The sequence below is a fragment of the Allocatelliglobosispora scoriae genome (assembly GCF_014204945.1).
GTDB lineage: Bacteria > Actinomycetota > Actinomycetes > Mycobacteriales > Micromonosporaceae > Allocatelliglobosispora > Allocatelliglobosispora scoriae.
This window is the reverse complement of the sequence record NZ_JACHMN010000003.1, coordinates 662,407-683,605: the sequence shown is the minus strand read 5'-3', so window position 1 is coordinate 683,605 and position 21,199 is coordinate 662,407. Positions and strand designations below refer to the sequence as shown.

The 21,199-nt window shown below is 70.3% G+C and carries 17 protein-coding genes; 11 read left to right on the top strand and 6 right to left on the bottom strand.

The window, feature by feature from the left end; all coding sequences use genetic code 11:
* Positions 1 to 194: 194 nt before the first annotated feature.
* The 6 genes from hppD (at position 195) to F4553_RS29625 (ending at position 6,068) form a co-directional block, all read left to right on the top strand.
* Positions 195 to 1,283 (top strand): 4-hydroxyphenylpyruvate dioxygenase, encoded by a 1,089-nt coding sequence (hppD, locus tag F4553_RS29650; RefSeq protein ID WP_184842468.1) that lies wholly within the window; start codon positions 195 to 197, stop codon positions 1,281 to 1,283.
* Positions 1,284 to 1,317: 34 nt separating this feature from the next.
* Positions 1,318 to 2,247, top strand: coding sequence for a phytanoyl-CoA dioxygenase family protein (locus F4553_RS29645; protein ID WP_312875435.1), 930 nt, complete (start codon positions 1,318 to 1,320; stop codon positions 2,245 to 2,247).
* A gap of 37 nt (positions 2,248 to 2,284) precedes the next feature.
* Positions 2,285 to 3,073, top strand: coding sequence for a DUF3050 domain-containing protein (locus F4553_RS29640; RefSeq protein WP_184842465.1), 789 nt, complete (start codon positions 2,285 to 2,287; stop codon positions 3,071 to 3,073).
* An 87-nt stretch (positions 3,074 to 3,160) separates the two neighbouring features.
* Complete coding sequence (locus tag F4553_RS29635; RefSeq protein WP_184842462.1) at positions 3,161 to 4,120, top strand: methyltransferase; 960 nt, start codon at positions 3,161 to 3,163, stop codon at positions 4,118 to 4,120.
* The gene (locus tag F4553_RS29630; RefSeq protein ID WP_184842459.1) at positions 4,117 to 5,094 is read left to right on the top strand and encodes a thiamine pyrophosphate-dependent dehydrogenase E1 component subunit alpha; all 978 of its coding nucleotides are present in this window, start codon (positions 4,117 to 4,119) and stop codon (positions 5,092 to 5,094) included. The genes F4553_RS29635 and F4553_RS29630 overlap by 4 nt, the downstream gene beginning before the upstream one ends.
* The gene (locus tag F4553_RS29625; RefSeq protein WP_184842456.1) at positions 5,094 to 6,068 is read left to right on the top strand and encodes an alpha-ketoacid dehydrogenase subunit beta; all 975 of its coding nucleotides are present in this window, start codon (positions 5,094 to 5,096) and stop codon (positions 6,066 to 6,068) included. Before F4553_RS29630 ends, F4553_RS29625 begins: the two co-directional genes overlap by 1 nt.
* A 523-nt stretch (positions 6,069 to 6,591) precedes the next feature.
* Here F4553_RS29625 and rfbB read toward each other — a convergent pair.
* The gene (gene rfbB, locus F4553_RS29620) at positions 6,592 to 7,581 is read right to left on the bottom strand and encodes a dTDP-glucose 4,6-dehydratase (protein ID WP_184847081.1); all 990 of its coding nucleotides are present in this window, start codon (positions 7,579 to 7,581) and stop codon (positions 6,592 to 6,594) included.
* Positions 7,582 to 7,618: 37 nt separating this feature from the next.
* Positions 7,619 to 8,422, bottom strand: a complete 804-nt coding sequence (locus F4553_RS29615) for an SGNH/GDSL hydrolase family protein (RefSeq protein WP_184842453.1) — start codon at positions 8,420 to 8,422, stop codon at positions 7,619 to 7,621.
* Positions 8,423 to 8,489: 67 nt separating this feature from the next.
* On the opposite strand from F4553_RS29615, the gene F4553_RS29610 reads away from it, so the two are divergent.
* Positions 8,490 to 9,071 carry a TIGR03086 family metal-binding protein gene (locus tag F4553_RS29610; RefSeq protein ID WP_184842450.1) on the top strand — a complete coding sequence of 194 codons (582 nt, stop codon included), beginning with the start codon at positions 8,490 to 8,492 and terminating at the stop codon, positions 9,069 to 9,071.
* Positions 9,072 to 9,166: 95 nt separating this feature from the next.
* On the opposite strand, the gene F4553_RS29605 is transcribed toward F4553_RS29610, so the two are convergent.
* Positions 9,167 to 10,057: an MFS transporter gene (locus tag F4553_RS29605; protein ID WP_184842447.1), complete on the bottom strand. Its 891-nt coding sequence runs from the start codon at positions 10,055 to 10,057 to the stop codon at positions 9,167 to 9,169.
* A gap of 32 nt (positions 10,058 to 10,089) precedes the next feature.
* Between F4553_RS29605 and F4553_RS29600 the strand changes: the two genes are divergently transcribed.
* Positions 10,090 to 10,350 carry a hypothetical protein gene (locus tag F4553_RS29600; RefSeq protein ID WP_184842444.1) on the top strand — a complete coding sequence of 87 codons (261 nt, stop codon included), beginning with the start codon at positions 10,090 to 10,092 and terminating at the stop codon, positions 10,348 to 10,350.
* Positions 10,338 to 10,760, top strand: a complete 423-nt coding sequence (locus F4553_RS29595; RefSeq protein ID WP_184842441.1) for a hypothetical protein — start codon at positions 10,338 to 10,340, stop codon at positions 10,758 to 10,760. The genes F4553_RS29600 and F4553_RS29595 overlap by 13 nt, the downstream gene beginning before the upstream one ends.
* Here the strand turns inward: F4553_RS29595 and F4553_RS29590 are convergent.
* The gene (locus F4553_RS29590) at positions 10,739 to 12,298 is read right to left on the bottom strand and encodes an AMP-binding protein (protein WP_312875434.1); all 1,560 of its coding nucleotides are present in this window, start codon (positions 12,296 to 12,298) and stop codon (positions 10,739 to 10,741) included. The genes F4553_RS29595 and F4553_RS29590 overlap by 22 nt on opposite strands.
* A 208-nt stretch (positions 12,299 to 12,506) precedes the next feature.
* Between F4553_RS29590 and F4553_RS29585 the strand changes: the two genes are divergently transcribed.
* Together F4553_RS29585 and F4553_RS29580 are read left to right on the top strand one after the other, a co-directional pair.
* Entirely contained in the window at positions 12,507 to 13,802 is a 1,296-nt protein-coding gene (locus F4553_RS29585; protein WP_184842439.1) for a GDSL-type esterase/lipase family protein, read from the top strand.
* Positions 13,803 to 15,053, top strand: coding sequence for a cytochrome P450 (locus F4553_RS29580; RefSeq protein ID WP_184842436.1), 1,251 nt, complete (start codon positions 13,803 to 13,805; stop codon positions 15,051 to 15,053).
* On the opposite strand, the gene F4553_RS29575 is transcribed toward F4553_RS29580, so the two are convergent.
* Positions 15,050 to 18,046, bottom strand: a complete 2,997-nt coding sequence (locus F4553_RS29575; RefSeq protein ID WP_184842433.1) for a non-ribosomal peptide synthetase — start codon at positions 18,044 to 18,046, stop codon at positions 15,050 to 15,052. The two genes, F4553_RS29580 and F4553_RS29575, sit on opposite strands and share 4 nt — an antisense overlap.
* A gap of 2 nt (positions 18,047 to 18,048) precedes the next feature.
* A complete protein-coding gene (locus F4553_RS29570) occupies positions 18,049 to 21,192 on the bottom strand; it encodes a condensation domain-containing protein (protein WP_184842430.1) in 3,144 nt (1,047 codons plus the stop codon).
* Positions 21,193 to 21,199: the final 7 nt, after the last annotated feature.

The window sequence follows — 21,199 nt, the reverse complement described above, 5'->3', positions numbered from 1 at the left end:
GGTGACGTCACTCACCGTGGCATATAGAGCGCCACCAGCAAGGACTCACGGGGATTCGTCGATCAACGCGCCTGGACTCGCGTAACCGTCGATGGCTCGCTATCAGTTGTGCCCCCACATCCGATAGCGAAACAAGCATGACGAATACGTAGCGCCACACACTCTTCAGCGCGCACGCCAAGAGGCAGGTTGAAATGAACATTCTCGGGATTGACCATCTTGAGTTCTACGTCGGTGACGCCCGACAAGCGGCGTACTTCCTGTGCAACGCATTTGGATTTCGCGTCACCGGGCAAGGCGGTCCACAGACCGGCCTGCCGGGGCAGCGCTCACTGCTGCTGCGCCACGGCGACATCCGGATAGTGCTCACCTCGGGGCTGGTGGCCGACCACCCCGCGACCATCTATGTCGGACGCCACGGGGACGGCGTCGCGATCATCGCGCTCGCGACGGACGACGTCGCGGAGACCTACACCGAGGTCGTGCGACGGGGCGCCACCTCCGTCGCGCCGCCCGCCGTCTTCGACAACGGCGAGACCAGGGTCGTGATGGCGACCGTCTCCGGTTTCGGCGATGTCACCCACCACCTGGTGGAGCGGCACGGCCCCCGGTCCGAATTCCTCCCCGGTGCCATCCTGATGAACGCCGACGCGGACGCACCGCGCGAGGGCGAACTGCTGGAGGTCATCGACCACGCCGCGATCTGCGTACCCGCCGGTGAGATCGCCGCCACGTCGAAGTACTACCAGGAGGTCTTCGACTTCAGCGAGATCTTCGAGGAGTACATCGAGGTCGGCGGCCAGGGGATGGACTCCAAGGTGGTCCAGAGCCCGTCGACCGAGGTGACCTTCACCCTCATCGAGCCCGACACGAACCGCCGCCCCGGCCAGATCGACGACTTCCTCGACTGGCACGCGGGCGCCGGTGTGCAGCACATCGCGTTCCGGACCAGCGACATCGTGACCGCGGTGCGGACCTTCGCCGAGAAGGGCGTCGGCTTCCTCAGCACCCCGCCGGCCTACTACGACGCGCTGGCCCAGCGCCTCACCGACATCGACCTGCCGATCGACGATCTGCGCAAGCTCGGCGTACTCGTGGACACCGACCACTGGGGCGAGATGTACCAGATCTTCACCCAGTCGATGCACGTCCGCCGGACGCTCTTCCTCGAGCTGATCGAGCGGCACGGTGCGCTCACCTTCGGCACCAGCAACATCAAGGCCCTCTACGAAGCCAAGGAACGCGAGCTGGGCCGCTCCGCACTCGCCAACGCCACCGCCTGAATTCCACCACCCCTGTAACGCTGGAGGGACGAGCGTGACTGTCTTCGGAAATATAGCCTCAACATTCAAGCTCACCGATGATGAGAAGGATCTTCTGCCGACCGACGAGGATGTCGAGTTCTACGCGGAACACGGCTGGTACCTGTCGAAGAAGATCTTCACCGACGATGAGGTGGATGAGCTGGTCGCGGCGAGCGAGCGGTATTACGACGGCGAGCGGGACCGCCTCCTGCCGGTACGCCCGCGGCGCCTGGCCTACTGGCAGCCGTCGGACGGTCCCGTGCAGCGCCACAACGACTACGTGCACTACGAGCACGACGGTCTCGCCGCCCTGCTGCGCAAGCCGCTGCTCGGCGCGGTCGCCGCGCGGCTGGCCCAGGCCGACGAGATCCGGATCTTCCAGTCGACGCTGATCCTCAAGCCGCCGCGCCCGGAGGAGCCGACCAACATCGTGCCGTGGCACTTCGACCGGCACTACTGGTCGTCGTCGACCTCCGAGCGCATGCTCACCGCGTTCATCCCCTTCCACGACTGCGGCGAGGAGATGGGCACGATCACGATGGTCGACGGGAGCCACCGCTGGAAGGAGATCGCCAGCGACGACACGACCGTCCGGCACTTCGCGGAGCGCGACAAGGAGGACCTGGAGGAGAAGCTCCGCGTCAACGCGGACTTCAACAACACCACGGTCACCAAGATCCCGATGATCATCCCCAAGGGGCACATGAGCTTCCACCACTGCCGCACCTACCACGGCAGCGCGGGCAACCACAGCTCCAACCCCCGACGGGCGATCTCCCTGCACCTGCAGGACGGCGGGAACGAATACCGCCCGTTCGCCCTGAGCGACGGCACCATCGTCGGCTACAACCACGACGAGTTGGTCCGCCGGACCCCGGACGGCCGCCCTGACTACGCCGATCCCGAGTACTGCCCCGTGCTGTGGTCCACCACCCAGCCGTGATCTCTCAATCCACCACCACATAAACAGGGAGAACGCAATGTCGCGCTATGACTGGGGCAAGACCCACCCCGGCATCACCCGGCTCGAAGAGGCGGTCAGCGAATCGCGCGAGCGAGTCATCACGCACCCGCTCTACGCCGCACTCGACAACCACGCCGCGATCGTCACCTTCATGGAGCACCACGTCTACGCGGTGTGGGACTTCATGTCGCTGCTGAAGTCGCTGCAGCGCAGCCTCACCTGCGTCGAGGTGCCGTGGGTGCCGAGCGGTTCGACGGAGTCGCGCCGGCTCATCAACGACATCACGCTGGTCGAGGAGTCCGACGAGCTCAACGGCGGTTTCATCAGCCACTTCGAGCTCTACGTCGGCGGCATGGGCGAGGCCGGTGCCGACAACAGCGTCATCAAGAACTTCATCGAGCTGATCCGCGCCCGCAAGTCCGTCAGCGACGCGCTCGACGAGGCCGGCGTACCCGAGGTCTCGGCGGAGTTCGTGCGGACCACCTTCGACTTCATCCAGACGATGCCCGTGCACTGCCAGGCCGCCGCGTTCGCGTTCGGCCGCGAGGACCTGATCCCGGACATGTTCCAGCAGGTCATCACGGTCAACCAGGACGGCGGCAAGCTCGACACCTTCGTCGACTACCTGGCCCGCCACATCGAGGTCGACGGCGAGCAGCACACGCCGATGGCGATGGCGATGGTCGCCGACCTCTGCGGTGACGACGACGCCAAGTGGCACGAGGCGGCCGACGCGGTCAACCTCGCGCTCGCCGCCCGGGTGAAGCTCTGGACCGGCATCCACAACGCGATCAAGGCCAACTGACCGCACCTGAACCCGGCTCGCCGACCCGTGCCTCACCTCCGCAGAGGCACCGGGTCGGCGAGCCGCACCCGCACAGGAAGGGCCGCGATGGCCGAGCCCCCCGCCCGCAAGCGACTCCTCGGCATCCTCGCCGGCAGCTGGACCGCCCAGGGCATCTACGCGCTGGTCCGCCTCGGCATCCCCGAGCTGCTCGCCGACGGTCCCCGCCCGGCCACCGAGCTGGCCGACGAGTGCGCCGCCGATCCGCAGGCGCTCACCCGGCTGCTGCGAGCCCTCGCGCTGACCGGGCTCGTGGCCCAGCCCTCCCCCGGTGTCTTCGGCCTCACCGCCACCAGCGAGCTGCTCCGCGCCGACGTGCCGGGATCGGTCCGGCTCAACGCCCTCATGCAGGGCGACGAGGTGTTCCGGGCCTTCGCCGAGATCATGCACACGATGCGGAACGGCCGGCCCTCCTTCGAACACGTCTTCGGCAAGCCGTTCTACGACTACCTCGACGACAACCCCGACGCCGCGGCGATCTTCAACGAGTCGATGGGCGACCAGCGGCCGCCCGAGGCGCTGACCGGGTGCGACCTGAGCGGCGCCGAGCACGTCATCGACGTCGGCGGCGGCAACGGGGTGCTGCTGGAAGCACTGCTCACCGAACACCCCGGGCTGCGGGGAACGCTCGTCGAGCTGCCCGACGCCTGCCGGCTCGCCACGGAGCGGTTCACCGCCGCCGGAGTGGCCGACCGTGCCGAGGTGGTGGCGGGGAGCTTCTTCGACGGCGTACCGGCCGGGGGTGATGTCTATGTTCTTGCCCGCGTGCTGCACAACTGGGCCGACGAGCGCGCCCACGAGATCCTGCGCAACTGCCGCGCGGCGATGGCGACCGGCGCGCGCCTGATCGTGCTGGAGGAGTTCACGCCCGGCTTCGTGGACCTGCTGATGCTGGTCACGATGGAGGGCCGGGACCGGACGGCCGACGAATACGGCGAGCTGCTCGGCAAGGCCGGATTCGAGGTCACCGCGGTCCGCGACGGAGTCTTGGAGGCACGAGCGGCATGAGCATCGATGCAACGCTCTACCGGACGATCCGGCTGATCCGGCGCTTCGAGGAGCGCGCGATCGAGCTGGTCAACACCGGTGAGATCGTCGGCGGCATCCACCCCTACATCGGGCAGGAGGCGATCGCGGCGGGCGTCTGCGCCGCGCTGCGCGACACCGACATCATCACCAGCACCCACCGGGGCCACGGCCACGTGCTCGCCAAGGGCGCCGACCCGGTCCGGATGCTCGCCGAGCTCTGCGGCCGCGTCACCGGTCTCAATCAGGGCCGCGGCGGCTCGATGCACGCGGCCGACTTCGGACTCGGCATCTACGGCGCCAACGGCATCGTCGGCGCGGGCGGCGCGATCGCCGTCGGCGCGGCCTGGGCCAAGCGCCGCCAGGGGCACGACACCGTCTCCGTGAGCTTCTTCGGCGACGGCGCGGTCAACCAGGGCGTGCTGCTGGAGGCCTTCAACCTCGCCGCGCTCTGGCGCGTCCCGACGCTGTTCATCTGCGAAAACAACGGGTACGCCACCACGCTCACCACCGAGGCCGCGATCGCCGGTTCGATCACCGAGCGGGCCACCGCCTTCGGCATCCCCGCGATCACCGTGGACGGCATGGACGCACACGCCGTCCTCGACGCCACCCGGACCGCGGTCGAGCTGGCGCGCTCCGGCGGCGGCCCGTCGTTCGTGGAGTGCCGGACCTACCGCTTCGACGCGCACCACACCTGGGAGCACAAGGCCCGGGTGCGCTACCGCCCCGTCGAGGAGATGGAGACCGGACGGCTGCGCGACCCGATGGAGATCCAGGGCGCCCTGCTCGACCCGGCCACCCGCGCGGAGATCGACGCCGAGATCGAGGAACTGCTCGAACACGCGGTGGACTTCGCTCGATCGAGCGCTTCCCCGGACCCCGCGCGGGCGATGGATTATCTCTACGCGACCGGACCGCTCGGTCGCGACGGCACAGGGTTGGCGGTGGCCTGATGGCGATTCTCTCCTACGGCAAGGCACTTCAGCGGGCGCTCCGCGACGAGATGGGGCTCGACGATCAGGTCCTCGTGCTCGGCGAGGACATCCGGGTCGGCGTCAACAACGTCACGACCGGGCTGCTGGCGAAGTTCGGCGAGGAGCGGGTCATCGACACGCCCCTCTCGGAGCAGGCCTTCACCAGCTTCGCCACCGGCCTGGCGATGGCCGGGCTGCGGCCGGTGATCGAGTTCCAGATCCCGTCGCTGCTCTTCCTCGTCTTCGAGCAGATCGCCAACCAGGCGCACAAGTTCTCGCTGATGACGGGTGGGCAGACCCGGATTCCGGTGACCTATTTCGTGCCGGGTTCCGGGTCCAAGACCGGGTGGGCCGGGCAGCACTCCGACCACCCCTACAGCCTCTTCGCCCACGTCGGGGTCAAGACGGTGGTCCCGGCGACGCCGTCGGACGCCTACGGTCTGTTCGTCACCGCCATCCGCGACGACGACCCGGTGGTGATCTTCGCACCGGCCGGGGCGCTCCACCTGCGCGAGGATGTCGACATCGCCTCGCTGGCGCCGGTGCCGCTCGGGGTCGGCCGGGTGCACCGCCCCGGCGACGACGTCACCGTGGTGGCGGTCGGGCACCTGGTGCAGGTCGCGCTGGACGCGGCGGAGCTGCTCGCCGATCAGATCTCGGTCGAGGTGTTCGACCCGCGTACGCTGCACCCCTTCGACTGGGCCGGGCTCGCGGCGTCCCTGGAGAAGACGGGACGGCTCGTCGTGATCGACGACTCCAACCGCTTCTGCGGCCTGGGTGCCGAGGTGATCGCGACGGCGGCCGAGGGGATGCGGCTGACGACGCCGCCCAAGCGCGTGACCAGGCCCGACGGGGCGGTACTGCCGTTCGCCCGCGACCTGGACATGGCGCTGCAGCCCGGGTCCGGCCAGCTGATCAACGCCATCCAAGAGGTGGTCAAGGCAGCCCGCTGAGCGCCGGCTGGGCTCGCCATGATCACACCGTTTTCCCTGAAGATGGTGTGATCATGAGCCTTGATCACACCATCTTCAGGGAAAACGGTGTGATCACCCTGCCTTCGACGGACGGCGTCGCGGCCCGCACTGGTGATTACGTCGCTTTCCCCGAAGCAGACGTGATCTTGGTTCATGATCACGTCTGCTTCCCCGAACATGACGTGATCTCCAGGGGCGAGCTCCACCCGACACGCGCGATCTCGCACAACCCCGACGCGCCGTCACACGTCGAAGGGCCGCGCACACCGACGCGCCCGGAGCAGGACCAGCCCATGTCGAGCCGCACGAACCCGCACGGACCGACGCACCGGGGCAGCGCTCAGCCAGCCTCAGGTCGCCCTTCCCGGGCTGCTCGCAGGCGGCGCTCCTCGTCGTCGAGCTCTTCCAACCACGAGCAGCACACATGCCGCGACCAAGGCAGCGAGCCGCGAACCGGCGCGCCCCGGGGACCGGCGCCGACCCGACGCCGGCAACCCCCGACCTAGCGGCCGAGCACCTGGTACTTGGCCTCGGTGGCGGCCTTCTGCGGCTGCCACCACCAGCCGTTCTCCCGGTACCACTCGATCGTCGCGGCGAGGCCCTCGCGCAGGTCGCCGTAGATCGGCTGCCACCCGAGCTCGGTGCGGATCTTCGTCGAGTCGTTGGAGTAGCGCAGGTCGTGACCCGGCCGGTCCGAGACGTGGTCGTAGGCGTCGGGCTCCAGGCCCATCAGGCCCAGCAGCAGCTCCATGATCTCCTTGTTGCTGCGCTCGTCGCCGGAGCCGATCAGGTAGGTCTCGCCGAGCTTGCCCTGCGACAGGATGAGGTGCACCGCCGCGTTGTGGTCGTCGACGTGGGTCCACTCGCGCACGTTCTCCCCCGCGCCGTAGAGCTTGGGCCGCGCGTCGCCGAGCAGGTTGGTGATCTGCCGGGGGATGAACTTCTCGACGTGCTGGAAGGAGCCGTAGTTGTTGGCGCAGTTGGAGATCGTCGCCGCCACCCCGAACGACCGCGCCCAGGCCCGGACGAGCATGTCCGAACCGGCCTTCGACGCCGAATAGGGACTCGACGGGTCATAGGGCGTCTCTTCGGTGAACTTCTCCGTGCCCTGCAGCGGCAGGTCGCCGAAGACCTCGTCGGTGGAGATGTGGTGGAACCGGCCGCCGTGCTTGCGCAGCGCCTCCAGCAGCGTGAACGTGCCGATGATGTTGCTGCGGATGAACGGCTCGGGGTTGTGCAGGGAGTTGTCGACGTGCGACTCCGCCGCGAAGTGCACGATCACGTCCGCGCGCTCCACGAGGCGGTCGACCACCTCGGTGTCGCAGATGTCGCCGTGCACGAACTCCACCTGATCCGCGACCGAGGAGAGCGTGTTCCGGTCACCGGCGTAGGTGAGGGCGTCAAGGACGCAGACCTCATATTCCGGGTGGTTCTCGACCGTGTGGTGGACAAAGTTCGCACCGATAAAGCCGGCCCCGCCGGTCACGAGCATCCGCGTCATGCAGGCATAGTACTGATTTGCCGGGCGATCAGGCGGCCGCCCACCCACTCAGCAGGTTCATCACGTCCATCCGCCCGGCGATGCTCGCCAGGACGGGGGCCGCCCACATCATCGCGAGCCGGTCCCGGACCGCAACGCCGGCCGAGAAGCTGTTGCCGAGGTGCGCGCCGAGGCCCCTGATCGTCTCCGCCGCGCAGATCGCGTGGCTGCGCAGGTTGCCGTGGAGCCCGTCCTCGCTGTACATCGCCGGGTCGGTCTGGGCGGGGTGGCCGGTCATGTTGACGTGGATCGTGCCGAGCCGGGCGCCGAGCTGGGCCGTGCTGTCCGACAGCCGCAGCATCCGCGCGCTCACCAGGTGCCGGACCGCCTCGCGGATCACCGGCGCGTAGGCGACGTTGAACATCCCGATCGTGATGACATCCGCGCCGGCCTCGCGCAGCGCGGTCACCATCGCGCTGATCTCCGCGTCGACGACCTCCGACTTGTACGCCGAGGGCAGCGCGTCGTTGCCGCCGCAGACCACCAGCGCCAGGTCCGGTGCGAAGCGGAGTGCGTCGTCGAGCTGCTGTTCGCGTACCTCCGCTGCTTTGAGCTCGCGCCGGCCCAGATTGAGGTAGATGAAGTCATCGCTGTTCGCCGCGAGCTCGGCGGCGATGCGATCGCACCAGGGCAGCGGTGAGTAACCGTCGACCCGGTCGCCGATGCCCGAGGCGACGCTGTCGCCGATGACGACGAAACGCTTCCAGGGGTGGCCCGCCAGCAGCGCCGCAGCCTCGCCCGCCTGTAGGCAGAACGGGTCGCGCGCCTCGCGAGACGATGAGTAGTCATCCATGATGGGCCGACGATATCCAACCAAGATTCGTCCGCACAGAGACGTGAGTACTACTTAGAGTGGTCGAATGGACCCCCGAGAATTCGACCGGCGGGTGATCGACAATATCGATCACATCGTGGCGGCTGTCACCCCTGCTCATCTGGCACTCCCCAGCCCCTGCACCGACTGGTCGCTCGGCGATCTGCTGCGGCACATGGTGGGCCATCATCGCGGCTTCACCGCGGCGGCTCTCGGCGAGCCGACCGACCCCGAGGTCTGGGACGGCGCGACGCTCGGCGACTCCCCCGCCGGGACCTATCGGGAGGCGGCACAGGGTTTGCGGACCGCGCTCGACACACCGGAGCTGCTGTCGCGCCGGATGGAGGTCTTCGGCTTCGGCATGTTCAGCGCCGGTGACGCGCTGCGGATGCACGCGGTCGACTTCCTCGGCCACGGCTGGGATGTGGCCCGCTCGATCGGGGTCGACGACCGGCTCGACGACGACCTGTGCCTGCACGCGCTGGAGCTGGGTTCGAAGTGGCCGGACGTGCCGGCGATCTGGGGACCGAAGGGCCCGTTCCGCGAGCGGGTCGCGGTCGCCGCGGACGCACCGCCCTACCAGCGCTTGATGGGCTTCCTCGGCCGCGATCCGTCCTGGTCCGCCTGACCCACCAAAAAGCTGCAACTCTTCAAGAGTTGTTGCTTCAGGCCGCCAGGCCTTAACAACAACTCTTGAAGAGTTGCGGCTTTTCAACCAGCCGCTTACGCGGCGGACTTCGTCGCCAGGCCGGTGGAGTCCTCGGGGGCGGGCTCCTCGACCTGCGGTGCAGTGCTGCGGGAGTCGGTCAGCTCCACCATCTCGTTGAGCCCGGCGAGCTTCGCCTCCATGTCGGCGAGCTCGTTGCGCATCCGCTCGACCTGACGGGTCGCCTCGTTCTGGTCGACGGTGAGGGCCTGTTCGACCCGGGCGTGCACACCCGGCACGTCCAGCATGGAGAGCATGCTCAGCGCCTCGGCGGACTTCACCAGGTGGCGCTTGCCGAGCAGGGCCCGGCCCTTGCGTACCTCGATGAGCCATTCGCCGTTGGCGTAGGCGAGCGTGACGGTGAGGCGCGCGGGCAGCTTCGCCGCACCGAGCAGGGTGACCGGCGACGGCACCTCGGCGTTGAGCAGCCCCCACGAGCGGTAGGCGAAGATCGGCACCAGCATCGCGAGCACCAGCAGGCCGCCGCCGACCCCGATGCCGAGCAGCAGGCTGGAGTAGCGCTCCAGGAAGATCGCCGCACCGAGGGTGCCGACCGGGATGCCGATGTAGGCGACGGTGGCGCCGACCGCGCCGACCCGGGCCCGCAGGCCGGGCGGCACGAGCTGCGACAGCATCGTCCCCATCGCCGGGGTGACCGAGGCGAAGGCGATCCCGGCGAGGAGCGCGACACCGATGAGCAGCAGCAGCGTGGGCGGGATCCCGGCGCGCACGGCGACGACCGCACCGCCGACGAGGTAGCCGACGATGAGGGCGAGGATGCCGGAGGGGTGGCGGACCAGGGAGTTGAGCACCAGCCCGCCGCAGAGCGAGCCGAGGATGAAGGCTCCGGCGGCGTATCCGATCGCCTCGGTCGGCAGCGGCTCCCGGATCCAGACGACGAGCAGCACGACGGCTGCGGCCCTGGGCGAGCAGGTTGCTGATGAGGAGCACGACGGCGAGGCGGCGCAGCAGCCCGTCGCGCCACAGCTGCGGCGTCGTCGCCTCGCCCTCAACGGTCGTCGAGGCGCGTTCCGTCGTCGCCCACACCATCACGGCAGCGGAGCCCGCGAAGGCCATCGACGTGGCCCACAGGGCACCGGATGGGCCCAGCCATGCGGCACCGGCACCCGTCGCCGCGCCGACGATGAGCAGGAAGACCCGGTTCAGCCAGACGCGCGGCGGTGCCGCGTGCTCGTCGTAGACCGGCGCGGGCCCGGCCCGGTAGGCGTTCTTGGCCCGGTCGCTGAACGCGCGCAGGACGGCGACACCGGCTGCGGCCGCACCGAGCAGGCGCAGATCGGTGTAGACGAAGGCCGCGGCGGCCATCGCGGCGGCGCTGAGCAGGTCGGTGATGACCGCGACGGCGACCGGGTTGATCCGCCCGACCACCCAGACGCCGAAGGCCGAGCCCACGATGTAGGCGAGCACCTGCGCGGCGACGACGATCGCCACCTCGACGGCGGTGGCGTCGCCGGTGAGCAGCAGCCACGCCACCACCAGGAACGAGGCGCGGGTGGCGAGGCTGCCCAACGCCTCGGCGGCGAGGTGGCCCCGGGGCTGGTGCTGCTCGTCGGTCAGCTCGATCGTGCTCATCGGACCCTCGCCAGGTAACGGTCCCGCAGGGCGCGCTTGTCGACCTTGCCGGAGTCTGTGTACGGGAACTCGTCGATGAACTCCACCTCGCGGGGAGCCCAGACGTCGTTGAACTCCGCTGCGACCATGGCCCGCAGCTCGGCACCGGTGACGGTGGCGCCCGGTGTGGTCACCACGTACGCGTAGATGGATTCGCCCATGTCGGGGTGCGGCACACCGATGACGGCCGCGGCCCGGACCTCGGGGTGCGCGGCCATCACGTCCTCCACCGGACGGCAGAAGACGTTGGTGCTGCTGAGCCCTGTGACGATCATGTCCTTGTAGCGGTCGACGACGTAGAGGTAGCCGTACTCGTCGACCTTGCCCGCGTCACCGGTCCGCAGCCAGCCGTCGACGATCGTCTCGGCGGTCAGCTCGGGCATGCCCCAGTAGCCCGCCATCAGCAGCGAACCGGCGATCCAGATCTCGCCGACCTGGCCCGGTTCGACGACCTTGCCGTCGGCGTCGCGGATCTCGACGCGGATGTCGCCGTAGGGAACGCCGCAGGAGGCGAGGCGCTCCGGGTGCGCGGGGTCCACGTTGAGATCGGGCAGGGCGGCGATGAAGGGCGACTCGCTCATGCCGTAGACCACCCGCAGCACCGGGCCCAGCTTATCGATCGCCTGGGACAGGCGGGCCGGTGCCGCCGCGCTGCCCGCGACCGAGAAGGTACGCAGGCTGCTGGTGTCGGTCTGCGCGAGGAGCGGGTGGTCGAGCAGTTCGTAGAAGAAGCCCGGCGAGAGCAGCGTGCTGTTGATCCGCTCGCCCTCGATCGTCCGCAGGAAGGGCTCGTACTCCAGCCCGTCGTGGAGGAAGAGCGTGCCGCCGGCGAAGAGCGTCATGAAGGCCGCGGTCTGCGCGCTGACGTGCCAGGTGCCCGCGATGAGCAGGTGCCGCAGCCTCGGCTCGCCGGAGGCGATGTAGGCGGCGGCGAGATCCTGCAGCGCGAAGAAGAACTTCTGGTGGTGGTGCACGAGTTTGGGGCTGCCGGTGGTGCCGCCGGTCTGGAAGAGCGACGACGGCTCGAACGTGACCTCGGCGGGGTCGAACGGCAGCTCGTCGGCGCGCGGGAAGGCGGCGAGATCGGGACCGAGCCCGTCGGGTCCGAAGCACAGCACCGGTACGCCGGGAGCGGTCGCCGCGAGCCCCTCACCCATCGCGGGCACGGTCTGCGTGTCGTAGACGAAGACGTCGACCTGGGACAGAGCCAGGAATCCGGCCCGGAACCTCGGCGGCGCGTTGTTGGCGATCCACGCGGTCCGGCACCCCATCAGGTGTGCGGCGAGCTGCAGGAAGAGGGATTCCGGGGGGTTGCGCGCGAGCACGCCGATCGCGGTGCCGGGGCGCACACCGTTGGCCCACAGGGCCGACGCCATCGTGACGACACCGGCGCGCACCTCGGCGTATGTGAACCGGCGGCCGTCCGGGGCGACCAGTGCCTCCTCGTCGCCGTAGGAGGCGAAGAGGTCGAGTGCCCGGCGTGCGTAGTTGCGCACCGACGTGTTGGGGTCAGTCACGCGAAGTCACCTCTATAGGTAAAGGTCGATGCGATGCTCCCCGTTGTCGACCTGCCCGTCACGAGCGGCGACTCCGGGCACCATACCTGCGCATTTCTCAATCGGCTAGCGGTGATTTGAGGACTCGCCATCGCCGAGCGCGTAGTCCTACACTGCGTTTCACTGTAACTGGAGATCTAGATGCTTCACACACTGTGAGGAAGTCACGATGAGCAGCCCCCGGCAGCGACAGCTTCTACTCGCCCTCGTCACCGCCGTGACGGTGGGCTCGACCGTTCTGGTCGCGACCGCAAACGCCCATCGGGAGGCACCCGCGCCGGAGAGCTGGGTGGCGTCCTGGGCGATGGCCCCGGCTCCGGCAGGTGCGGGCAAGTCGAAGACCGGCTTCACCGACCAGACGATCCGCATGATCGTGCGGACGTCGGTGGGCGGGACGAAGGCCAGAGTCAGATTCTCCAACCGTTACGGCACCCAGGCGCTCACGATCGGCCACGCGACCGTCGCCCTGCCGTGGCCGGACGCCGGACCCGGCGATCTGAAGCCGGGATCCGTGAAGGACGCGACCTTCAGCGGCCAGAAGTCCGTGACGATCCCGCCGGGCGGCACAGCGGTCAGCGACGCGGTCGACATGGAGGTGCCCTGGGGCGCTGATCTGGCGGTCAGCGTCTTTCTCCCCGTCGAGACCGGACCTTCTACGTGGCACGTCTACGCCCGCCAGACGGCGTATATCGGCTCCGGCGACCAGTCGGGCTCCGCCAGTGGCGCCAACCTGCCGGAGACGCGCAACAACTACTACTTCGTCACCGGCGTCGACGTCTTCAACCGCACCGGCGAGGGCGCGATCGTGGTTCTCGGCGACTCCATCACCGACGGGTTCATGACCACCGTCAATGCGAGTCACCGCTGGACCAACTACCTCGCGACCAGGCTCAACAAGGAGTCGCCGGGCGGCAACGCACCGGGCATCCTCAACGCCGGGCTCACCGGCAACCGCCTCACCGGCGACGGCACCGGCCTCGGCTTCCCCGAGCTCGGCGCCAACGGATTCGCCCGCTTCTACTCGGATGTCGTCGCTCAGCCCGGTGTGGACACCGTGATCCTGGCGCTCGGCATCAATGACATCTGGCTCGGCAAGCGCGACGCCAACACGATCATCGCCGCGATGCAGCAGATCGCCGCTCTGGCCAAGGCCGACGGCATCCGCGTCCTGGTGGCGACGCTCTCCCCGTGGAACGGGTTCGAGTCCGCACCGGGCGTGGTGACCTACACGCCTTCGCTGGACTCGGTGCGTCTGGCAGTCAACTCCTACATCAGGACAACGACTGATTTCGATGGCATCATTGATTTCGACATGGCGCTGCGCAACCCTGCCGACCCAACCAAGCTGCGCCCCGAATGGGACAGCGGCGACCACATCCACCCCAACGACGCGGGTAACGAAGCGATGGCGAAGGCCATCCCGCTCGACCTGCTCTTGTGGGACGCAGGTGACAAGGACTCCTAAATGACGCTCAACCCCGCAGGTCGCACCATCGAGACGGTCTCGCTCGCGACCCTGCACACGGACGCCGTGCGGCGCAACCCGTACGCGTTCTACGCCGAACTGCATGCCCGCGGTCCGGTCTGCGCAGTGACACCCGGTGAGAGCCGCTACACGTTCATCGTGCACGGCTACGAGGCGGTCAGTCAGCTCCTGCGCAGCCCGGACATCCGGGTGAGCGATCGCACCAGGCTCGATTTCGTGCCCACCTGGGCGGAGCACCGCACCGAAGCGGTCTTCATGAACTCGATGTTCTTCAGCAACGAACCCCGGCATTCGCGCATGCGGCGGATGTTCGGGCAGACCTTCACACCCCGCCGGATCACCAACCTCGACCCGGCGGTCGTCAGCATCGCCGAAGGGCTGCTGGACCGGATCGAGGCGACCGTCAAGTCCGGCGAGCGCGTCGACTTCATGCGGGAGTACGCCTTCCCCCTGCCAGCCAACGTCCTGGGTGAGCTGCTCGGCGTACCGGAGGAGGATCGGGAGTGGTACCGGCCTCGCGCCGACGCGCTGGGTCGGCTGCTGGAGCTCGGCGGCGCGACGCAGCACAACGTCGAGGTCGCCAACACCGCCTCGGTGGAGATCACCGACTACTTCGCCGAGCTCGCCGCGAAGCGCCGGGAGGAGCCCCGTGACGACCTGATCAGCGCGCTCGTGCAGGCGAGCGACGCCGACAGCGGGCAGCTCTCGCCGGAGGAGCTGATCGCCAACCTCGTCGTCGTCTTCAACGCCGGCTTCGTCACCACGACGCACCTGCTCGGCAACGGGCTGAGCATGCTGCTGGAGCGGCCGGAGCTGCTGGCCCGCCTGCGGGCGGACTACTCGCTCATGCCGTCCTATGTGGAGGAGATTCTGCGCTACGACGTGCCGACGCACTTCAGCGTGCGCCAGGCCGTCAACGACGTCGAGATCGGCGGCACGCTGATCCCGGCCGGGAGCTGGGTGCTGGTGCTGCTCGCCGCCGCCAACCGGGACCCGGGTCACTTCCCGGACCCGGACACCTTCGACCCGACCCGGCCCAACACCTCGACGCTGGCCTTCGGCGGCGGCCCGCACTACTGCATGGGCGCTGCCCTGGCCCGGATGGAGGGCCAGCGCGGCCTCCAGGCGCTCTTCGAGCGGTTCGACGAGATCAGCATCGCCGAACCGCCCGCGACGCCCCGGCAGCTGATGCTGCGGGGGTACGACGAACTCTGGCTGAACCTCTCCTAGAGCAGGGCTGCGGCAGCGACGATCCCGTTGATCGTCGGCTGTTCGAAGAAGACGTGCAGCGGCAGATCGATGCCGAGTCGCTGCCGCAGCCGCGCCGAGATCTTCGTGATCGTCAGCGAGTGCCCGCCGAGGTCGAAGAGGTCGTCGTCGGGCCCGATCTCGCCGTGCCCCAGCACCTCCCGCCAGATCTCGTAGACCTGCAGCGACAGTCCCTCGTAGGCGGCGGGCTCGGCCGGGTCCTCCGCCGCGAGCGGCCGACCGGCGAGCCCCGCCAGCGCGGCCCGGTCGAGCTTGCCGTTGGTGGTGAGCGGCAACGCCTCCACCAGCACGAACGCCGACGGCACGAGGTAGGGCGGCAGCGCCTCCGCGACGTGCTTGCGCAGCTGCGACCCGACCGCGTCGGCCCCGACGACCAGCGCGACGAGGTCGTCGTCGCGCACGGTCACCGCGGCCGCCGTGACCGCCGGGTGCGCGACGAGCCGCGCCTCGATCTCGCCCAGCTCGATCCGGTAGCCGCGTACCTTGACCTGGTCGTCGGCGCGGCCGAGGAACTCGATCCGGCCGTCGTTGCGGTGCCGCACCCGGTCGCCGGTGCGGTAGAGCCGCCCCCACGGCGTCTCGACGAACCGCGCCGCGGTGAGCTCGGGCCGCCCGAGGTATCCCCGGGCCACGCCCGCTCCGCCGAGGCACAGCTCGCCGACGATCCCCTGCGGCACGGGCATGCCCTCGGCGTCGAGGACGAGGGCGGTCGTGTTCGCCAGCGGCCGCCCGATCGTCACCTCGGTCAGCGGCTCCACCAGCTCGTCCGCCGTGGACCAGACCGTCGTCTCGGTCGGGCCGTAGAGGTTGAGCAGCCGGGCCGAGCGGCGCAGGATCTCCCGCGCCAGCGGCAGCGGCAGCGCCTCGGCTCCGGCGACCGCGACGATCCCGGGCTCGTCGTAGCCGGCGTCGAGCAGTCGCTGCCACGTCGAGGGCGTCAGGTGCGCGTGGGTGATCCCGGCCGCGCGGACCAGCTTCAGCAGCGCCTCGCCGTCCATCGCCTGGGCGCGGGTGGCGAGCACGACGGTCCCGCCGGTCGCGAGCGGCAGCCACAGCTCCGGCACGGACATGTCGAAGGCGTGCGAGGCGACGGCGAGCCAGCGGTCGCCCGGGCCCGTACCGATCGTCTCGCGCATCGCCGCCAGCAGGTTCACCACCGAGCCGTGCTCGACCTGGACGCCCTTCGGCCGCCCGGTCGAGCCGGACGTATAGATCACATAGGCCAGGTCGTCGGGCTCGGTCGCCAGGGCAGGCGCCGGGCCGTCGCCGCTCACGCTCCCGACGACCACGGTGGGTACGCCCACCCGCTCCCCCACCACCGTCACGGACCCGTCGATCACCAGCGCCGACGGGCTCGCGTCGTCGAGGAGGAAGGCCAGCCGGGCAGCCGGGTAGTCGGGATCCAACGGGAGATAGGCGGCACCGGCGCGCAGCACACCGAGGAGCCCCACCAGCAGCGAGGCGTCCCGGGGCGCGCAGACGGCGACGAGGTCGCCCGCACCGATCCCGTGCCGGTGCAGCCCCGCCGCGACGGCATCGGCACCCGCCGCCAGCTCCGCGTAGGTGAGCGATCGGTCCCCGTCCACGACCGCGACGGCCTCGGGGTTCGCCGACACCTGCGCCGCGACGAGCTCGGCGAGCGTGGCCGGGCCGGTCCCGGGGCGCTCGGTGTCGTTCCAGGTGCTGAGCAGGCGCTTGCGCTCGACCCGCCCGACGAAGGTGAGCTCCCCGATCGGCGCCTCCGGCGAGGCGGCGAGCGCGTCGAGCAGGGCGCGCAGGTGCTCGCCGATCCGCTCCACATCGGACACGTCGAGCACGTCCGGGCTGAACTGGGCGCGCAGCAGCAGGTCGCCGTCGCCCTCGTCGACCGCGTGCAGGTGCAGCGTGTTGCGGGCGGCGTGGTGGAAGGCGGACCAGTCGGGCCGTGCCGTCAGCCCCGTGAACTCCGGATCGCCACCCCGGCGGCGCCGGTAGCTCAGCGAGACCGGTGCCAGCGCGGCGCGCGGGGTCAGCCCGGTCACCGCGTGCGACAGCGGCACCGGGCGGACCTGGTAGGTCTCGCGGAGCCGGTCCCGGACGATGTCGAGCGCCTCCGCCCCGGTGCGGTCGCCGGTGAGCGCCGCGGTGACGGGCAGCTCGTTGACGAACAGGCCGATCAGGTCGCGGGCGTCGCGGGGACGGGTGCCGAGCTCGATCGCCACGGTCGGCGGCTCGGTGCGGGGCGACTCGGCGGGGGCGGCTGCCTGGGCGTACCGGTGAAGGAGCGTGAGCACGCCGGTGAGCAGGAGTTCGAAGGTGGTGACGCCGAGCGTCGCCGCTGCCGGGCCCAGACCGGGCAGCCGCAGGTCGACGATGCCGCCGGGGGTGACTCCGGCGCTCGGGCGCACACCGGGCAGCGACGGTTCGGCGGGCGCCCGCCAGCCCGACCAGTGCTCGCGAGCGGCCGGCAGCAGCTCCGCGATCGCCGCGGTCTGCGCGGTGATCGCGGCCGCGAAGCCGTCCTCGACGGAGGCCTCCGCACCGCCGTATGCAACGGCGATCTGCCCGAGCAGGACCTCCTTGGACTCGCCGTCGAAGACGAGGTGGTGCGCGACGAGCAGCAGCAGGTGCCGGTCGGGAGCGAGCGCGGCGAGGGTGCACCGGATCAGCGGCCCCTCGGCGAGGTCGAACGGGCGCACCGACTCCGCGTGCAGGAACGCCTCGACGTCGTCGACCTGCGCCAGCTCGACGGCGGGCCGGTGCGGCGCGGGTACCAGGTGCAGGGTGCCGTCGAGCTCCCGGCACGCGCTGCCGAGGACCTCGTGGCGGGCGATGACCGCCTCGCAGGCGTCGACGAGTCGGTCCCGGTCGAGCGGTCCGTCGAGGAGGACCGGCAGCGGCATGTGGTAGCTCGTGCCCGCGAGCCCGAGCCGCTCGGTGAGCCACATGCCGTGCTGGGCGATCGATGCCCTCATTTTCACTCCAGGTTGAGCAGTTGTGCTGTGCGGATGTGCGGATCGGCACCTGCGGTCGCCAGGCACCTGCTGAGGTCGGCGGCCATCTCGTCCATCGTGGACCGCGCGAAGGCGTGGTGGTTCCAGAGCAGCCACGCCGAGAGGGAGCCGTCGGGCTGCTCCACCACCGCGAACTCGGGCGCCTGGCGGTCCGGCTCGCCGCCCGGCGTCGGCCAGTCGGCGTCGAGCGCCCGGGGCAGCTCGAACGACTCCGAGACGAGGCCGGGGAAGTGCGCGGGCCCGGCCCAGCTCTCCACCCGCAGCCACGACGCGCCCTGGTGCTTGTCATAGAACTCGGCGAACGGGTAATGCTGGTTGTCGAGCGCCGCGAGCGCCGCCGACCTGGTCCGCGCCAGCAGCTCGGCGAAGGTCGGGTCACCCGAGGTGTCGACCCGCAGCAGCAGCGACTGCACCAGGCAGCCGATGAGCGATTCGGTACCCGGGCGGGTGCGACCGGGAACCGGCGACATGATCATGATGTCGTGGGTGCCGGTCCAGTGCGACAGGACCGCCGACCAGCACGCGGCGATCACCATGAACGGGGTCGCGGCGTGCTCGGTGGCGACCCGGCGCAGCGCCTCGGTCGTCTCCGGCGCCACGGTGAACTCCAGCGACGCGCTCCGGATCCGGCCCACCTCGGCCCGGCCCCGGAAGGGCTCCAGGTAGGCGGGCGCGCCCGCCAGCGTCGTGCGCCAGTGCGGCAGCGTCCGCGCCCAGCTCTCGCGGGTCCACGCCACGAACTCCCGGTACGCCAACCGCACCGCCCGCTCCCGGGGCCGGGTGCCCGTACGCAGGGCCGAGTAGGCGATCCCCACCTCCCCCAGCAGCACCCCCATCGAGGCGCCGTCGAAGACGAGGTGGTGCACGGCGAGCCCGAGTACGTGATCGTCATCGGCGATCCGCACCACCACGGCCCGGACCAGCGGACCGCTCGCGAGGTCGAAGAGCCCCTCCCGATCGGCGCGGACCAGCTCGGCGGCGCGCTCATCGGTGTCGGCGTCGACGACGGTGACGATCGGCGGGCACTCGTCGAGCACCCGTGCCGTGGTGACCCCGTCGACCCGGGTGAAGACGGTCCGCAGCGCGTCGTGCCGGGCGATGACGAGGCTGAGTGCTCGCTCCAGCAGCGCGGGATCGAGCTGGTCGCGTACCCGGATGCCCACGCTGATCGGCCCGACGTCCCGCGGCTCCCCGGTCGCCCACATCCACGCCAGCATGCTCTCCTGTGTAGACGTGAGCGCAATCCCACCCCCGGCGAAAGCACCATCGCCCAAGATCGCCGCAACTCTTGAAGAGTTGGTGTCATCCGCTGAGGAGCCGGTGCCATCCGCGTCCGCGCCGGAGTCCGCTTCAGGACCAACTCTTGAAGAGTTGCGGCGGTCTTGGAGCGCGGCAGCGGCCTGCGCGGCGGCGATCTGGTCCGCGAGGCGGGCGGCCTGGCCTGCCAGGGACGGGGTTTCGAAGATGAGGGAGACCGGGACCTCGACCTCGAAGCGCTCCGCGGCGGCCGACGCGAGCCGGGTGGCGCCGAGGGAGTCGCCGCCGAGGGCGAAGAAGTCGTCGTCGAGGCTGGGCGCCGGGCCGCGCAGCAGCTCGCGCCAGAGCCCGGCGAGGGCCACCTCCGTCGGCGTGGTCGGCGGGCCCGAGCGTGTCGGCGCTGCGGCGAGGGTGAAGAGTTCGCGCAGGTCGGCCTTGCGGACCTTGCCGCCGTCGTTGCGGGGCAGCACATCCAGGGCGATCAGCCGGGTCGGCAGCTCGTGCGGGGCGAGCCGCGCACCGAGGAAGGCCCGGACGTCGTCGAGCGAACCGCCCTCCCGCAGCACCACGGCGCCCGCGACGGTCGAGCCCATGACCCGGTGCGGCAGGCCGAGCACGGCGGCCTCCACGACGGCGGGGTGCTCGTGCAGGGCCGCCTCGACGCGGAGGGTGGAGACCTTGTGCGCGCCGGTGGTGATGATGTCCGCGGCGCGATCGACGAGGTAGAGGTATCCGTCGGCGTCCACGTAGCCGAGGTCGCCCATGCGCACCCAGCCCTGCCGGAAGGTGGCGGCCGTCGCGTTGGCGTCGGCGTAGTAGCTGCGGGTGGCCGTCTCGGAGCGCAGCCAGACCTCGCCCACCTCGTCGGCGGCCGCGACGGGCGACTCGGGCGGGCCGATGCGCAGCCGGGCACCCCCGGCCGGGCGGCCCACCGAGGCGGGGCGCTGCGGGTCGAAGACCATGCTGGTGAAGGCGGGTGCCGACTCGGTCGAGGTGTAGTTGTTGACGATCGTCGCCTCGGGCAGCGCGGCGGCGAGGTCGCGGGCGATCGCGGGCGGCAGCGGTGCGGCCGACGAGGCGACGAGCACCACGCTGCCGAGGTCGTGCCGGTCGAAGACCGCCGCCTCCAGCAGGGCGATCGCCATCGCGGGTACGACGCAGAGCGTGCCGACGGCGTGGGCCTCGGCGAGCTTGGCGAACTCGTCGGGATCGAAGCGGGAGGCGACCACCGTGGTCGGCCGGGCGACGAGGCTGGTGCAGAGCATCGACTGCGCCGCGTTGGTGCCGATCGGGAAGGCGTGCAGCAGGTGCCTGGAGTGCCCGAGGGGGCGGCGCACCGGGTCGAGTCCGAAGGTCAGGTTGGCATGGGTGGCGCCGACGCCCTTGGGGGTGCCGGTCGTGCCGGAGGTGTAGATGATCTGGGCGAGGGAGTCCGGCGCCGGGCGTACCCCCAGATCGGTCGTGGGACCGCCCGCGAGCTGCGCGAGATCGAGGCCGCCCGCCCCGATGGTCGCGGTGGCCCCGCAGTGGTCGAGGGCCTCGCGGATGCGGGTCGGCGGGAGCCGCTCGGAGAGCGGGACCGCGACCGCGCCCACGGCGGTGACCGCCGTGAACGCGATCGCGTAGTCGAGCCAGCCGGACCCGCCGAAGACGAGCCCGACCCGGTCGCCCGGCTGGATCCCGTGGCGCAGCAGCCCGTGCCCGATCTCGATGGACCGGGACTGCCACTGCGCCGCGGTGAGCCCCTCACCGCCGCCCGTCCCCGTGCCGTCGGCGGCGAGGAGGGCGACGTGCCCGGGCTGGTCGGCCGCTCGCGCGGCGAGCAGCTCCGGGATGGTGAGGGGCGTCATCGTCGGA